This is a genomic window from Flavonifractor sp. AGMB03687 (assembly GCF_017811815.1).
Classification (GTDB): Bacteria; Bacillota; Clostridia; order Oscillospirales; family Oscillospiraceae; genus Flavonifractor.
The window spans coordinates 1-15465 of the sequence record NZ_JADKZI010000007.1; the positions used below are offsets into that span (position 1 = coordinate 1).

At 58.1% G+C, this 15465-nt stretch carries 19 protein-coding genes; 8 read left to right on the forward strand and 11 right to left on the reverse strand.

The features are described from left to right. Positions 1-540: 540 nt before the first annotated feature. Positions 541-1455 carry a homoserine O-succinyltransferase gene (metA, locus tag J9789_RS13170; protein WP_209346137.1) on the forward strand — a complete coding sequence of 305 codons (915 nt, stop codon included), beginning with the start codon at positions 541-543 and terminating at the stop codon, positions 1453-1455. Positions 1456-1497: 42 nt separating this feature from the next. Here metA and J9789_RS13175 read toward each other — a convergent pair whose 3' ends face one another. Beyond that, positions 1498-1911 (reverse strand): cupin domain-containing protein, encoded by a 414-nt coding sequence (locus tag J9789_RS13175; protein ID WP_348633693.1) that lies wholly within the window; start codon positions 1909-1911, stop codon positions 1498-1500. Further along, complete coding sequence (locus J9789_RS13180) at positions 1908-2312, reverse strand: MerR family transcriptional regulator (protein ID WP_209346139.1); 405 nt, start codon at positions 2310-2312, stop codon at positions 1908-1910. Before J9789_RS13180 ends, J9789_RS13175 begins: the two co-directional genes overlap by 4 nt. A gap of 196 nt (positions 2313-2508) precedes the next feature. Between J9789_RS13180 and J9789_RS13185 the strand changes: the two genes are divergently transcribed. Next, complete coding sequence (locus tag J9789_RS13185) at positions 2509-3369, forward strand: C39 family peptidase (protein ID WP_209346141.1); 861 nt, start codon at positions 2509-2511, stop codon at positions 3367-3369. A 340-nt stretch (positions 3370-3709) separates the two neighbouring features. On the opposite strand, the gene tsf is transcribed toward J9789_RS13185, so the two are convergent. The 5 genes from tsf to hprK form a co-directional block, all read right to left on the reverse strand. Further along, complete coding sequence (tsf, locus tag J9789_RS13190; RefSeq protein WP_209346143.1) at positions 3710-4624, reverse strand: translation elongation factor Ts; 915 nt, start codon at positions 4622-4624, stop codon at positions 3710-3712. Positions 4625-4704: 80 nt separating this feature from the next. Beyond that, the gene (rpsB, locus tag J9789_RS13195) at positions 4705-5430 is read right to left on the reverse strand and encodes a 30S ribosomal protein S2 (protein WP_087188242.1); all 726 of its coding nucleotides are present in this window, start codon (positions 5428-5430) and stop codon (positions 4705-4707) included. A gap of 206 nt (positions 5431-5636) precedes the next feature. Then, entirely contained in the window at positions 5637-6818 is a 1182-nt protein-coding gene (locus J9789_RS13200; protein ID WP_209346145.1) for a DUF4179 domain-containing protein, read from the reverse strand. Next, the gene (locus tag J9789_RS13205) at positions 6799-7299 is read right to left on the reverse strand and encodes an RNA polymerase sigma factor (RefSeq protein ID WP_209346147.1); all 501 of its coding nucleotides are present in this window, start codon (positions 7297-7299) and stop codon (positions 6799-6801) included. Before J9789_RS13205 ends, J9789_RS13200 begins: the two co-directional genes overlap by 20 nt. Positions 7300-7489: 190 nt before the next feature. Further along, positions 7490-8443: an HPr(Ser) kinase/phosphatase gene (gene hprK, locus J9789_RS13210; protein WP_209346149.1), complete on the reverse strand. Its 954-nt coding sequence runs from the start codon at positions 8441-8443 to the stop codon at positions 7490-7492. A 169-nt stretch (positions 8444-8612) separates the two neighbouring features. Here hprK and J9789_RS13215 point away from each other — a divergent pair, with 169 nt between their 5' ends. From J9789_RS13215 to rpmB, 3 genes are all read left to right on the forward strand, one after another. Further along, positions 8613-8987 (forward strand): BlaI/MecI/CopY family transcriptional regulator, encoded by a 375-nt coding sequence (locus J9789_RS13215; RefSeq protein ID WP_209346151.1) that lies wholly within the window; start codon positions 8613-8615, stop codon positions 8985-8987. Beyond that, positions 8984-10447: a M56 family metallopeptidase gene (locus tag J9789_RS13220; protein WP_209346153.1), complete on the forward strand. Its 1464-nt coding sequence runs from the start codon at positions 8984-8986 to the stop codon at positions 10445-10447. The genes J9789_RS13215 and J9789_RS13220 overlap by 4 nt, the downstream gene beginning before the upstream one ends. A gap of 119 nt (positions 10448-10566) precedes the next feature. Then, a complete protein-coding gene (rpmB, locus tag J9789_RS13225; protein ID WP_087188236.1) occupies positions 10567-10755 on the forward strand; it encodes a 50S ribosomal protein L28 in 189 nt (62 codons plus the stop codon). A 148-nt stretch (positions 10756-10903) separates the two neighbouring features. On the opposite strand, the gene J9789_RS13230 is transcribed toward rpmB, so the two are convergent. Beyond that, positions 10904-11233: a hypothetical protein gene (locus tag J9789_RS13230; RefSeq protein ID WP_209346155.1), complete on the reverse strand. Its 330-nt coding sequence runs from the start codon at positions 11231-11233 to the stop codon at positions 10904-10906. 253 nt (positions 11234-11486) lie between these two features. Between J9789_RS13230 and J9789_RS13235 the strand changes: the two genes are divergently transcribed. Continuing rightward, positions 11487-11825 (forward strand): histidine triad nucleotide-binding protein, encoded by a 339-nt coding sequence (locus tag J9789_RS13235; RefSeq protein WP_209346156.1) that lies wholly within the window; start codon positions 11487-11489, stop codon positions 11823-11825. Positions 11826-11867: 42 nt separating this feature from the next. On the opposite strand, the gene J9789_RS13240 is transcribed toward J9789_RS13235, so the two are convergent. Further along, positions 11868-12812, reverse strand: a complete 945-nt coding sequence (locus J9789_RS13240) for an alpha/beta hydrolase (RefSeq protein ID WP_209346158.1) — start codon at positions 12810-12812, stop codon at positions 11868-11870. A gap of 110 nt (positions 12813-12922) precedes the next feature. Here J9789_RS13240 and pepT point away from each other — a divergent pair, with 110 nt between their 5' ends. Further along, positions 12923-14137 (forward strand): peptidase T, encoded by a 1215-nt coding sequence (gene pepT, locus J9789_RS13245; RefSeq protein WP_209346160.1) that lies wholly within the window; start codon positions 12923-12925, stop codon positions 14135-14137. 50 nt (positions 14138-14187) lie between these two features. Here the strand turns inward: pepT and J9789_RS13250 are convergent, their stop codons facing one another. Then, positions 14188-14799: a LysE family transporter gene (locus tag J9789_RS13250; protein ID WP_209346162.1), complete on the reverse strand. Its 612-nt coding sequence runs from the start codon at positions 14797-14799 to the stop codon at positions 14188-14190. A gap of 139 nt (positions 14800-14938) precedes the next feature. Between J9789_RS13250 and J9789_RS13255 the strand changes: the two genes are divergently transcribed. Further along, positions 14939-15235 carry a helix-turn-helix domain-containing protein gene (locus J9789_RS13255; RefSeq protein WP_087336229.1) on the forward strand — a complete coding sequence of 99 codons (297 nt, stop codon included), beginning with the start codon at positions 14939-14941 and terminating at the stop codon, positions 15233-15235. Between the two features lie 39 nt (positions 15236-15274). Here J9789_RS13255 and J9789_RS13260 read toward each other — a convergent pair whose 3' ends face one another. Further along, on the reverse strand, positions 15275-15463 hold the full coding sequence (locus tag J9789_RS13260) for a hypothetical protein (RefSeq protein WP_209346164.1): 189 nt from the start codon (positions 15461-15463) through the stop codon (positions 15275-15277). Positions 15464-15465 lie beyond the last annotated feature (2 nt).

The following is a 15465-nucleotide window of genomic DNA, read 5'->3' on the forward strand; positions in this document are numbered from 1 at the left end:
AAATTAAATCAAGAGCCTTCTTTCAAGCTTTGCTTGTCAGAAGGACTTCTCGTCCTTTCTGGTGCTTCGTGTTTCTTTCACGTTGTTTAATTTACAAGGTACACGCTCCGTCCAGCCGATCGGCTGACGTGCTATTTATTTTAGCACTTCCGGATTTGTTTGTCAAGAACTTTTTTCAAGTTTTTTCGGAGCTTTTTAGCTCCAATCCCTTGATTTCAGTCCTTTTTAAACTCGTTCAGGCCTTTCGGCTCGAACTCGCTTATTCTATCACGCACACTCGCGGTTGTCAAGCACTTTTTTCTAATCTTTTTCGTGAGGCCGTCCGGCGTTCCGCTCGGTTTCTCCCAATTTTGATCAGTTTTCAGTCCTCTCTCGCAAGGCGCTCAGATAGAATACCACTCAGGGTTCCATTTGTCAACACCTTTTTCCCGTTTTCGTCATTTTCTTTTTCCAGTCGCTGTTTGTCATTCTCTGGTTGCGGCTGATGGGGAATTATGCTACTCTATTGGATAGCAAATCCTTATAGAAGGGAGCACTTCTATGCCCATTAAAATCCCTGACTCACTTCCCGCTACTGCGGTTCTGGAAAGCGAGAACATCTTTGTTATGACGGAACACCGGGCTCTGCACCAGGATATCCGTCCTCTGAACGTCCTGATCCTCAATCTGATGCCCACCAAGATCGTCACTGAGACCCAGATCCTGCGCAAGCTGTCCAACACACCGGTGCAGATCGAGGTGGAGCTGCTGCGGACCGCCAGCTATCAGTCCCAGCACACCGACGAGGATCACCTTTCCTCTTTCTATACCACCTTTGATCAGATCCGGGAGCGCAAATTCGACGGTATGATCATTACCGGCGCGCCGGTGGAAAACCTGGAGTTTGACCAGGTGGACTACTGGCCGGAGCTGTGCGAGATTATGGAATGGAGCAAGACCCATGTCCACTCTACTTTGCACATCTGCTGGGGCGCTCAGGCCGGCCTCTACTACCATCATGGAATTGAGAAGCGGTCCCTGCCCAAAAAGCTCTTCGGTGTTTATGAGCACCGGGTGCTGAAGCCCAGCTCTCCCCTCTTCCGCGGATTTGACGACGTCTTTTATGCCCCCCACTCCCGCTACACCGAGGTATGGGAGCAGGACATCCGCAATGCTCCGGGTCTGGAGCTCATCGCGACCTCCTCCGAGGCCGGCGTCTATGCGGTCAAAACCGAGAACAGCCGTCAGTTCTTTGTGCTGGGTCACCCGGAGTATGATCCGGATACCCTGGCCAAGGAATATTGGCGCGACGTCAACAAGGGCCTGGACATCGCCGTCCCCGCCCATTACTTCCCCGACGATGACCCCAACCGTGTTCCCGTGGTCCGTTGGCGCAGCGCCGGGCAGCTCCTGTACACCAACTGGCTCAATTATTACGTCTATCAGACCACACCTTACGATCTGAATGATATGTAACCGCAAAAGGAGGACGCGCACTTGCGCGTCCTCCTTTTTCTCTCAGCCTTCCAGACTGTTGTATTCCTGCTCGCTTACCGGCTCACACCACTCATTGGCGGTATCCTCTCCGGGAACCTCAACTGCCAGATGAGCAAACCAGCTGTCTTTGGCTGCACCGTGCCAGTGCTTTAATTCCGGCGGGATATTCACCACATCGCCAGGCTTTAGCGCACGGGCCGGCTTGCCCCACTCCTGATACCAGCCCCGTCCGGCGGTACACAGCAAAATCTGTCCACCGCCGCTCTTGGCGTGGTGGATATGCCAGTTATTGCGGCAGCCCGGCTCAAAGGTCACGTTGCCAATCACCACGCCCTGTGTACTCAGTATATTCAGGTAGCTGGTACCCACAAAGTAGGCCGCATAGGCCTCATTTTCCCCTCCGCGGGGAAAAACGCTCTCAATCGGTTCCATCATTGCTTCTGCTCCTTTCGTTCCTTGGCCCGGCGCAGCTGCTGCTCCTTGGTCATCAGTCCCTGCTCATACCGTTCAATCTTTTCGTTGAGGCGGTCCAGCGAGCGCTGCATATCTTCCATGCGCTCCACCAATTGGTCCCGCTGTTCGATCAAAAGGGCCTTTCTGGCGTCGATGGTCTCGTCTCCCTGCTGGAAGAGAGCTACATACTCAATCAGCGCCTCAATCTGTACCCCTGCTCCCCGCATGCACTTCATCAGCTCGATCCAGCCGCAGGATTCCTCGTCGTAGTCCCGAATACCGCTTTTGGTGCGAGGCACCGGTGGGATCAGGCCGATCCGTTCATAGTACCGCAGGGTATCCGGGGAAATGTCGTACTTTTTACTCACTTCCGCAATGGTCATACCCGTTCCTCCTTGCCATACCTTTATTTCCTTATCTAAACCATATCACCTGGAGTCCACTCCATGTCAAGCCTTTTTTCTGAGCTGGCTTTTTTCTCACATTCTTTGAATATTTATTCTTGCATTTTCCAACGGGTTCCGTTATAATTTGCATCACTGCGTTTTCGCAGAATCGGACTGAAAAGGAGATCGAGAAATGAAACAACAAGTCACTCTGGCGCTGACCCTCACCCTGACCGCCGGCCTGCTGGCAGGCTGCACTAACACCACGGGAGGGACCCAGCCGACTGGGGCGGCCCAAACATCCCTTGCGGATGCCACAACACCCAACAAGGCGGAAGTCTCCGCCAGCTTCACCGACGAGATGAAGATCCCCTACGCTGTGGACCTGTCCCCCGAGGACGGTGCCGACTCGGTAGAGCGGCTGGGCGACCATCAGGATTCCCCCTACTTCGCCCATCCCGATTACTACCACATGGAGTCCACTGACACCCTCACCATCCTGACCGGCTTTAAGACCATGCAGCAGACCAGCGAGTGGGCCTGCGGCGTCACCAGCGCCCTGATGGTGCTCAACTGGTATGATCAGCTGGGCGACTGGAACGAGGAGAGCCTGGCGGCTCTGCGCCACTCTCTGGAGGGCACTGAGCTGGCCGATTATCCCGGCACCACTCTGAAGCAGGCCATGGACATCTTTGACGGCGTAGGCGGCTTTACATACACCAGCACGCTGGATTACGAGGACCCGGCCTCCGAGGTCTGGATGGACACCATCCAGGGCTGGCTGGCCGAGGGCAAGCCGGTCATGGTGTGCTACAACGACTGGGGCGGCCACTGGCAGGTGATCATCGGTTACGACACCATGGGCACTGAGACCCAGCAGGACGACGTGTTTATCGTGGCCGATCCCTATGACACCACCGACCACTGTCAGGACGGATACGGCACTCTGATGGCCGAGCGCTTCATGTACAACTTCTCCATGTACGGCGCTTTCCCCGAGTCTGAGGGCGGCAGCGACTTCCTGTTCCTGGTTCCCTCCCCCGCCGAGTCCTGACCATCGCAGAAACGCTCACAGAGGGCTGTGACAAGCCTTTAGAGGGCATAAAGCGCCGGACACATCCGTGTCCGGCGCTTCGTTTCTCTGATGCAATTACTTGCCCAGCTGCTTGGCGATCTCCTCAGCGAAGTTCATCCCACCCGGCCAGGCCGGGCGGGGCCCCTGTTTTGACCGGATGGGGGCAAAGTGAATCCGCCCCCATCCAAGGTTTTGCCTCCGGCAAAACGCTTGTGCGCGCCACCTGGCGCGACCTGCCTTGCGGCAGGTGCAGGAGAACCTCCAGGCATGAAAAAGCGCCGGACACATCCGTGTCCGGCGCTTCATTTCTCTGATGCAATTACTTGCCCAGCTGCTTGGCGATCTCCTCAGCGAAGTTCTCCTGCTTCTTCTCGATGCCCTCGCCCTTCTCAAAGCGAACAGCGTTCTTGAAGGTGATGGTGCCGCCCAGAGCCTTGGCAGCGGAAGCGATATACTGCTCCACGGTCATGGAGTTGTCCTTAACAAACTCCTGCTGCAGCAGGCAGTTCTCCTTGTAGAACTTGCCCAGCTTGCCGGCCACGATGCCCTCCTTCACCTTCTCGGGCTTGGAAGCCATCTTGGGATCGTTCTCCATCTGGACCAGCAGGATCTTCTTCTCCTCGTCCAGGGTGGCCTGATCGACCTGGCTCTTGTCCCAGAAGCGGGGATTCAGAGCGGCGATCTGCATGGCCACGTCCTTGCCAACGGTCTCCACCTGCTCGGCAGTCAGGCTGCTCTCCAGGTTGACCAGCACGCCGATCTTGCCGCCAGCGTGGATATAGGGCACGGAAATACCCTCAGCAAAGAAGGCAAAGCGGCGGACCTTGATGTTCTCGCCGATGACCAGCACCATCTCCTGCTGCTCCTCCTGCACGGTACGGCCGTTGCCGAAGGGCAGAGCCATCAGAGCGTCCAGGTCAGCGGGCTTGTTGGCGGCCACAACAGCGGCAACACCCTTAACGAAGTCCACGAACTTCTCGTTCTTGCCCACGAAGTCGGTCTCGGCGTTGACCTCGACCACAACGCCCATGCCGTCGATGACAGCGGCGTAAGCCATACCCTCAGCGGCGATACGGCCAGCCTTCTTCTGGGAAGCAGCCAGACCCTTCTCGCGCAGGATCTCAACAGCCTTGTCCATGTTGCCCTCGGCCTCGGTGAGGGCCTTCTTGCAGTCCATCATGCCCACGCCGGTCATCTCGCGCAGAGCCTGTACGTCTTTTGCAGTGATTGCCATGATCACATTACCTCCATCTCAATTATAAAAGGAGCGTCCGCCCGCGCGGGCGGGCGCTCCTGTCCTTCGTTCCAGTAAAATTACTCAGCAGCCTCGGTCTTCTCGGTCTCCTCAGCGGCGTCCTGGCCCTGCTTGCCCTCCTGGATGGCGTTGGCCATCACACCGGAGATCAGCTTGATGGCGCGGATGGCGTCATCGTTGCCGGGGATCACGTAGTCGATCTCGTCGGGATCGCAGTTGGTGTCCACGATAGCCACGATGGGGATGTTCAGCTTGCGGGCCTCGTTGATGGCGTTGCGCTCCTTGCGGGGGTCAACAACGAACAGAGCGCCGGGGAGCTTCTTCATCTCCACGACACCGCCCAGGTACTTCTCCAGCTTGGCGATCTCGCCCAGGTGCTTCATGACTTCCTTCTTGGGCAGCATGTCGAAGGTGCCGTCCTCCTGCATCTTCTTCAGCTGGTTCAGACGCTCCACGCGGCCGCGCATGGTCTTGAAGTTGGTGAGCATGCCGCCCAGCCAACGAGCGTTCACATAGTACATGCCAACGCGCTCAGCCTCTTCCTTGATAGCCTCCTGAGCCTGCTTCTTGGTGCCCACGAACAGCAGGGTCTGGCCGGACTCGCCCAGAGAACGGACGAAGTTATAGGCCTCCTCCAGCTTCTTCACGGTCTTCTGCAGGTCGATGATATAGATGCCGTTGCGCTCGGTGTAGATATAGGTGGCCATCTTGGGGTTCCAACGACGGGTCTGATGACCGAAGTGGACGCCCGCCTCGAGAAGCTGCTTCATAGATACGACTGCCATGGTAAAAATTCCTCCTTTAATTGTTGATTCCTCCACCCGGTTCATTCGGAGCCGGCCAACCTCCAAGCGGAAGCACCTGGCCCCCCGTCCGCGGGTGTGCGTAATCATGCCCGGATATAATATCACAGTGTTTCCCAATTTGCAAGGATTTTTTCAATTCCGCACAGAAAAAAGAGCCCGGGTCACTCCGGGCTCTTTTTGTAGGGTTACTGCTGCTTCCAATAGCTGTTGACGGTGTTCCAATAGGTCTCATTGCGGAAATAGTGAGGCGTGAACTGGAAATGAATCACCGCATTGCTCTCCTCCGCCCCGTACAAAAGGCTGTTGTCCCCTACAAAGACAATGTCTTGGATCTGGGCCACATCAATGGGGGACTCCAGTTCGAACCGCACGTGATCCGCCCGGAAGAAGGTCTTTCCATTGGCGTCATGGAACACATCCTGGACACCGCCTCCCTTCTCAAACCGGGTCTGCACCTGGGTGCCATCCTCCAGCAGCACATACATCTGCCAGGGGCCCTGGGCTTCAAAGGCCGCATCATAGGCCGCCCCGTTGGGGATCACCAGGTCCATGGCGATGCTGACCGGGGAGATGGTCAGGTTTTCCACCGTCGCCAGCGTTGTCCCATTCAGATTCACACCGCAGCGCCCCTCAAAGGAATAGATCTCCGCCGTAGTCTCAATGGGAATGACCAGCCGGAAGTCCATTCCCTCCAGCACCCGGACCTCTTTCCCGTTCTCCAGCGCCCAGAGGTTGGAAAGGTGGGTAACCCGGAGCCAGGACGCCTCCTCCGGCAAGGTCTCGTCTGCGGTGATCTGGAGCATCATGGGGATCACCTGATCGGTGGTATCCGGGGCCTCCACCGCCTGGAAGCCCCAGCCCCAGCTGCGAGGGTCCACCCGCTGGGTGCAGTCCTCATCTCCGTAGAAGGCGACGGAACAATCCCCCTCTTCCTCTCCCAGCCAGAAGTTCCGGCCGTCCGCCGTCTCCTCCGGTATCGGGAGTACCGTCCCCTCCGGTGCGGTGAAGTCCATGAGCACATAGACCCGCTCCTGGTCCTTCACCACCTCTTTCACAATGATGGATGCACCGGAGCCATTCTGATCCGCAAAGACCAGATCCATCTGCTCAGCCCCCAGCTGCTCAGCCTGGACCTGATCGGTGATGCCGAAAAAGTCCCGGAATGCCGGAGACACCCCTGCCAGGGAAGCCGCCCCCGCCGCCCCTAGCAACAAAGAAATCACCGCCACGCCAGCCACCAGGCCCCGGTATGGCAGGTGCATCCGCCTTTTTGTTTCGCTCCGTCCTGCCGTCAGGCGGCGGGTCAGCTCTGCCTTCTCCTCCGGCGAAAATCTCAGCTCCTCCAGTTCATCCCGATAGCTTGCCATAGCCCTGTACCTCCAATCCCAGTCTCAGCTTCTGTCTGGCCCGGCTCATCCGGGCCCGCACCGCGTCCGCCCGGATCCCCAGCATATCTGCAATTTCATTGCTGTCATAGCCCATATAGTAGTAGAGCACCAACACCTCCCGGTATTTGGCGGGCAGCCGCTGGATCTCCTCCAGTACGCCCCCCTCTTGGGGCTGGAAGGCGGGCTGCTCCGCCACCGTGTCCAGCCCTACCGTCCGGGTGCGCCAGGGGCTGCGGCGCAGATTTTTGCACAGATTGATGGTCACCCGGATGAGCCAGGCCCGCTCGTGCTCCTGGCTCTCAAAACTTCCGGCCCGGTCCAGCCGCTTGAGCAGCGCCTCCTGGCACACATCCTGGGCGTCCGGCACGGAATTGAGCAGCGAGTATGCCACCCGCAGCAGCTGGTCGGAGTAGGTCTCCACCAGCCGCCGGGCCAGCGCCTCCCTGTCTTGCCCCTCCATGGTCCTCCCTCCTTGCCTTGTGTTTTGGAACGCGTTCACCTGGAATACACTTGGGACAAGCCAAGTGTGACAAAAACCTCCGGCTCCGGCCGGAGGTTTCGCAGCTGCTTTCTTTATACTTATATAAAAGTCCGCCGCAGAAGCCCGGAGGCTTCCCTCCGGGCTTCTGCGGCGGACCTGATCTACTGGTTTACTTGTTCATCTGGGCACTCATGGCCTGGTCGAAGTGCTCGTTGATCTGCTTGGTAAACTCCAGAGCAGCGTTATAGCCCATCTTCTTGTGACGGTTGTTCATGGCCGCCACCTCGATAATGACCGCCAGGTTCCGGCCCGGCTTCACCGGGATAGTCAGAGAGGGCACCTGCACGTCCAGAATGGTGGTGTACAGATTCTCCAGACCCAGCCGGTCATACATGGTCCCGTCCTTCCACTGCTCCAGGTTGATGACCATGTCGATCTCGCTCTCTTCCTTAACGGCGCTCATACCGAACAGGCGGCGCACGTCAATGACGCCAATACCGCGCAGCTCGATATAGTGGCGGATCAGCTCAGGGGCAGTACCCACCAGGCCGCCGGTAACAGTCTGCTTGATCTCCACCGCGTCATCGGCAATGAGGCGGTGGCCGCGCTTCACCAGCTCAATGGCGGTCTCACTCTTACCCACGCCGGACTCGCCCAGCAGCAGCACGCCTTCACCGTACACCTCCACCAGCACGCCGTGGCGGGTGATGCGGGGTGCCAGATAGGACTTCAGAGAGGCGATGATGGTACTCATGAGCACGCTGGTGGTGTCCTGGCTACGGAGCACCGTCCGGTCGTATTTCTCCGCCATCTCCATGCACTCCGGGAAGGGCTCGATGCCTCGGGAGAGGATGAGGGCAGGAATATCCTGGCTCAGCAGCAGCTCGAAGCTCTCCCGCCGCTGATCCGGCGTCAGGCCGGAGAGATAGGTGTCCTCGACCCGGCCAATGACCTGGAGCCGATGGGGGTCAAAATAATCAAAAAAGCCGGTGAGCTGCAGACCGGGGCGGTTCACGTCCTCCGTGCGGATGGCCTGATCCTCATAGCCCGCCGCACCCCGTAGCACCTCCAGTTTGAATTGCTTGATCAGCTCGCCCAACTTGACGGTGTATAAACTCTCCATGCCGCTACCTCCTGTGCCGCTGTTTTCCGATGATTTGTTTTATTATACCATTCTATCCGCCCTGTTTGCAACCGCCAGGATTTTACCACAAAAGCGGACAACGACACCTTGACATTTAATTCTATTGTTGTAGAATATAGTTGTACTATAATTGTAGAGGAGTGATCCTATGAAAGCCATCCGCAGGCTGCCCGACGCCGAGCTGGAGGTCATGCAGGCCCTGTGGTCCTGTACGCCGCCCGCCTCCCGCTCGGACATTGAAGCAGTGCTCCAGAACGTCCACCCTATGGCGGTCACCACCCTGCTGACGGTGCTCACCCGGCTGGGGGAAAAGGGCTTCCTCCGCATGGAAAAGCAGGGCCGCAAAAGCTATTACACCCCCCTTGTGGCACAAAAGGACTATCTGGCCGCCCAGAGCCGTACCTTTGTCCAGAAGGTGTGCGGCGGCAGCCTGCCCGCCTTCGCCGCCGCCCTGTGCGACAGCGGCCTCACCCGGGAAGAGCTGGACCAGCTCCGGGATCTCTTGGAGCGTGATGCTCTATGACGCTGTCCCTTCGTCTGCTGATGGGGCTCTTCCTCGCTGTGATATTGGCCATCGAAGTCACCTGGTTAGACCGCAAGGCTTTCGGCCCCCGCGCCCTTCGGAAAGGCCCCCATTATACGTTCAGCCTCCCCCCCGTCCTATTCGTATATTGGGCAGCTCTCCTGCTGGGGTCCGTGGTTCTGAACTGGGGCGACAGCCTGACAGACGCCCTTTTCTCGCTGTGGCTCATCCTCTTTTTCCAGCTGAGCCTATACAACCTTCTCCTGCTGGCCCTGATGCCTCTGCTCCGACGCTGGTTCAAACCGCAGACCTGCGCCCTGCTGTGGCTGCTGCCCATCTACCTCTATGTGCTGCAGTATGACGCCATGGCTCCCAGCCATCCCCGGCTGGTCCTACAGGTCCCTGATCTGCCCATTGGGGCCATCCTCCTGGTGTGGGTGATCGGATTTGCAGCCGTACTTGGGTGGAAAATCTTCTCTCATATCCGCTTCCGCCGCTCCATTCTGGCAGACGCCCGCCCGGTTGACGCCCCCGCTATCGTGGAGTTATGGCGGGGACTCCAGGCCCGTCTGAACCCCCACGAAGACAAGTGCTACCCTTTGGTGACCTCCCCTCGGGTGCAGAGCCCTCTGTCTGTGGGGCTCTGGAGCATCCATGTGGTGCTGCCCGAGCATCCCTATTCTCCGGAACAGCTCTCCCTGATCTTGAAACACGAATTGATCCATATTCTGCGTCGGGACAGCCTGTCCAAATTCTTTTTCGCCACCTGTACCGCCCTGTGCTGGTTCAATCCTTTGATGTGGCTGGCCATGGACCGCAGCGCTCAGGACATGGAGCTCAGCTGTGATGAGGCAGTGCTCTTCGATGCGGACCCCGACACTCGCCGCACCTACGCCGGTCTGCTGTTGGATACCGCCGGAGATTCCCGCGGCTTTACCACCTGTCTCTCCGCCTCGGCCTCTTCCCTGCGCTACCGCCTGAAACAGATCGTCAAACCCACCCGGCGGCTTGCCGGCAGCCTGCTGGCCGGTGCGGCCGCCTTCGGCCTGGTCATGACCAGCGGCTTTGTCTCCCTGGCTTACGAGACCACCCCCACTGCCGAATTGCTTTTCTCCAGCGGCTCTCAGGAAGACTATGCGCTGCGCTCCGTGGCTCTGACTGCCCCTTCCTCCCCCGAGTCCCAGTGGAGCTGCACCGACCCGGAGGCCCTGCTGGATTATCTGGCCGATCTGGAGGGACGAAAAATTACGGGCGGCTATACGCTCTCCGACGCCACTCACCAGCTGAGCATCCGCTATGCGGATAGCCAGCGCTCCTACCGTGTGGTCCTGGCCGACGATTATCTCATCTGCCGTCCCCGGTCCAGTTCGGTCGCACAGGAGGGGGCCTATCTAATCTCCGGCGGTGTGGACTGGGATGTTCTGACCGGCCTGCTGGAGCCGGAACCCCCGCTGCAGTAAGGCCTCCAGAAAAATTATATTCATTTTGAAAAAAACGCTTGCATTTTTCGCAAACATCTGCTATCATATCGTTCGATGCTTTTGTAAGCGTATCCTGACGAGCGAGGAGGTATAAGCGAATGGCCAAATGTGAATTTTGCGACAAGGGCGTTGTCTTCGGCATCAAGGTGTCCCACTCTCACCGCCGTACCAACCGTCCCTGGAAGCCCAATGTGAAGCGCGTCAAGGCGATCGTCAACGGCACGCCCAAGCACGTTTATGTGTGCACCAGATGCCTCCGTTCGGGTAAGGTCACCCGCGCTGTGTGATTGACCAATAGAAATCAGCGTCTTTTGTATCTGAAAAAAACAGCAGCATGATACTAACGTATCATGCTGCTGTTTTTCGTTCCTTCTTGTTCACCTTAAAAGAGCCAAGCGCTAGGTGTCATCCCCCCAGCTCTTGGCTCTTCTATCGTCACGATTCTGTTCCCGTTTTGATACGATGCACGGTACCACCATGGGTAATCGCACTTTGCGTGCGATCAATACCAACCGTTTCCCCAATATTAACAGAATCATACTGCTCTCTTGTGCAGCTCAACTTAAAGTCGGATGATTCGCCTTCCAGCGTGGGGCCTTGCTTGACCACAATATAGTAACCGAAGAGATTGGTGCCCTTATCCACAATTACTACATCGCCACCCATTGGAAAATACGATCTTCTCAATGCGGCATAACACAGAAAGCCCAGCACCGCAACCAGAAAAACACATAGAATCAGTTTGAAATACATCTTTTTTCGCATGGAAATCAATCCTCTCACCTGGCTTCCCGCAATGCTGATTCAAACTCGATCTTATTAACGTTCCTCTGGTAATAGCAAAACCTAATTTTTCATTCGTTTTCCAGTGGTATTATATTATTTTATCATATGATCTTCAAGTTTTTTCTTGCGTTTGGGTGTCGAGCTATGGAGCAGCCTTTTTCCTTTTCAGGCATGACAAGCCCTTCCTTCTGTGCTATACTGAACCCAGCTTTACAAGTGAGGAGGTCCTGCTATGAGCGACTGTCTGTTCTGTAAGATCGCCGCCGGGGAGATCCCGTCCAACAAGGTCTATGAGGACGATCAGGTCTTTGCCTTCTATGACATTGATCCCCAGGCGCCCACCCATTTCCTGGTGATCCCCAAGGCTCACATCGGCTCCTGCGGCGAGATCAACGCCGACAACGCCGGTGTGGTGGCCCACATCTTTGAGGTCATCTCCAAGGTGACTCAGGAGAAGGGCATCACTGATTTCCGGGTGGTTTCCAACTGCGGAGAGCAGGCGGGCCAGTCGGTCCATCACCTGCACTTCCACGTGCTGGCAGGCCGGGATATGACCTGGCCTCCGGGCTGATCCCAACCAAAAAAGCGGCCGCGCACAGCGCGGCCGCTTTTGTTATGTCCTCTTCTGCAGATGTCCCTCCAGCCAGATCAGCACATCCTCATAGACCTGCTGGCGGTTGGTCTCGTTGAGCATCTCGTGGCGTCCCTCCGGATAGAGCTTGACGGTCACATCCTTCACGCCGGCCTCTCGGAACCAGCGGGCCACCTTTTTCACGCCCTTGCCGGAACTGCCCACCGGGTCCTTGTCCCCGGCAAAGAAGTACACCGGGGTATCCGGGTCCAGCCGGGCCAGGGTACTCTTCCGGGCCAGCAGATTGAGCCCGTGCATCATGTCGTGGAACATGCTGACGGTGGGCAGGAACTGGCACAGAGGGTCGGCGCAGTAGGCGTCCACCACCGCCTCATCCCGGGAGATCCAGTCCGCACCGGTGCGGATGGGCTTGAACTGCTTGTTGTAGGCTCCCACAGACAGATCATCCAGCAGCTTGCTGTGGGCCCGGGGTCCTTTGGTCTTCATCAGCAGCGCGGACAGGGCCAGGCCCGCATTTACCTTGGCAGGTGCCTCCTGCCCAGTGCCCGACAGGATAGCTCCGTCCACTGTCCCCGGCCAGAAGCTGAGATAGCCCCGCACCACAAAGGAACCCATGGAATGGCCCATGATGATATAGGGGGCCTCCGGACAAGCCTCCCCGGCGATGCGGCGGAGGGTCTTGGTGTCCTTCAGCACATACTTCCAGCCGTCCTTGTCGGCAAACCAGCCGTATTCCGAGGGGTCCGCCGCCGTGCGGCCATGGCCCAGGTGGTCATGGCCCACCACCCAGTACCCGTGCTCCGCCAAGAAGTGGGCAAAAGCGTCGTAGCGGCCAATATACTCCGAGATGCCGTGGACCAGCTGTACCACCGCCCGGGGCCGCTCCGTCTCCCCCCGCCACCAGGTGGCTCCCACCAGATGGACCCCGTCACTGGAGGGAAAGGTAAATTCCTGTGTTGTTACCATGGAAATCGCTCTCCTCTTGTGGTACAATGTTTGTTACGATTTCAGTGTATTCCATTGCCCGGTCCCCGTCAAGAGAAAGCGGCGGGTCCCGGCGGAAAGGACGTAGAAACATGAATGCTGTGGAACGCTTTTTGAAGTACGTGACCTATGATACCCAATCCGACGAGCACAGCCAGACCATTCCCTCCACCGAAAAGCAGAAGGTGCTGGGCGCCGCTCTGGCGGAGGAGCTGAGCGCGCTGGGCCTGCACAACGCCCATATGGATGAGTTCGGCTATGTCTACGGCTGGCTCCCCGCCACCCCCGGCTGCGAGGGCATCCCCTGCGTGGGCCTCATCGCCCACATGGACACCGCCCCCAGCGCCCCCGGCACCGACGTGAAGCCCCGCATCGTCCACTATGAGGGCGGCGATATCGTCCTCAATGAGGAGAAGCAGATTCTCATGAAGGCCGCCGACTTTGAGAGTCTGGCCAAGTATGTGGGTCAGGACCTGATCGTCACCGACGGCACCACCCTGCTGGGCGCCGACGACAAGGCTGGCGTGGCCGAGATCATGTCCGCCGTGGAGTATCTCACCCTCCATCCCGAGATCCCCCATGGCCGCATCGCCGTAGGCTTCACCCCCGACGAGGAGGTGGGCAACGGCGCCGACCACTTCGACGTGGCCGGCTTCGGCGCGGCGGTGGCCTACACCGTGGACGGCGGCGAGCTGGGTGAGCTGGAGTATGAGAACTTCAACGCCGCCAGCGCCGAGATCACCATTCATGGTGTGAACATCCACCCCGGCTCCGCCAAAAACAAGATGAAGAGCGCCATCCTCATGGCCGTTGAGCTGGTGGACATGCTGCCTCCCGCCGAGACTCCCGCCCACACCGAGGGCTACGAGGGCTTCTATCACCTGTGTGAGATGTCGGGCGACGAGACCACCGCCACCCTCTCCTACATCATCCGTGACCACGACCGGGATAGCTTTGAGGCCCGCAAGGTCTTCCTGACCCGGGTGGTGGACTACCTCAACGCCAAGTACGGCGCCGGCACGGTGGATATGGACCTGAAGGACTCCTACTACAACATGCGGGAGCAGATCGAGCCCCACATGTACCTCATCCTCCGTGCCCGTGCTGCCATGGAGGCGGTGGGGGTCACGCCCATGGAGGTGCCCATCCGGGGCGGCACCGACGGCGCCCGGCTCAGCTACATGGGCCTGCCCTGTCCCAACCTGTGCACCGGCGGAGTGAACTTCCACGGTGTCCACGAGTACATCCCAGTGGATGCGCTGGAAAAAATGACCCAGGTTCTGGTCAATCTGGTGCGTAATCAGTAAGTGAAACAAGAAGCGGGGCCGCTCCCAATGGGAGCGGCCCCGCTGTTTCTTTACAGGACCATCTGGAAAAACTGCCAAATCAGCTTGCAGCCGTAGAAGATAATGACGATGCCGCACACCACATTGATGACCCGCAGGATCTTGTCGTTGAAGCGGGCGGAGAAGAGGGAGATCAGCACCGTAATGCCGAAGAACCACAGGAAGGAGGCGGTGGAGGAGCCCAGGATCAGCTGAGTGCTTACCGCGCCGGGGTTGCCCGCCCGGAAGCCGCCGAAGAGCATGGTGCCGTCGATGATGGCCTGGGGGTTGAACCAGGTGACCACGCAGGCCTTGGCCGCCACACGGGGCAGGGAGATGTTCACATCTACGTTGTTGTCCATGGTGGGCTTATCCCGCAGCAGGCCGATGCCGATCCAGATCACGATGCCGCCGCCCACCAGCAGAATGACCATCTGCAGCCAGGTGAAGTGCTCCATCAGCGCGCCGATACCGAAGAAGCAGGCCAGAGCCAGGGTCACATCAAAGAAGACCACGATGAGGGCGGTCAGCAGCGCCTTATGCCGGGGCTGGGTCAGGGCGGAGTTGATGACGAACAGATTCTGCATCCCGATGGGGGCCACATAGGCCAAGCCGATGCCAAGGCCGGTCAGATAAGGTGGCATGGAAATTCCTCCTAAAAAGTGCTTTTCATTTTTCGAACCTGGTAGTATTATAGTACCTATATTCATCCAACGCAAGAACGCAGAAATTTCGTACCAGGTAAGGAGGAACTGACCTGTGGAACATGATAACTGTCCCTGTATGGAGACCTGCCCCCTGAACCACGCCCTGTCGCTCATCGGCGGCAAGTGGAAAATGCAGATCCTGTGCTCTCTGTACAACAACGGCCCCACCCGGTACAACCAGCTGAAGAAGACGCTGGACGGGGTGTCCAACACCGTGCTGGCCAACGCCCTGCGGGAGCTGGAGGAGGACAAGCTGGTTACCCGCATGGAGTATCTGGAAGTGCCGGTGCGGGTGGAGTACAGCATCACCGAGCCCTGCAAGCGGCTCATCCCCATCCTGGATCAGCTGGGCAACTGGAGCATCTCCCTGTAAAAAAAGCCGCAGGCACAGGGCCTGCGGCTGTCGGTAAACTCAGTCTTTGTGGGTCATGTTGAACTTGACCCGATTCCAGAAGGTGTCCTTCTCATACCCCTTGGAGACCCGGAACTTCCATTCCGCGTCCCTGGCCTGTCTGCGGCAGGCCTTTTCATCGTGGTCCATCCAGCCTCCGGGGATCAGAGTCTGACTCATCTTGACCTGCAATCCAGCAAACCCGAACATAC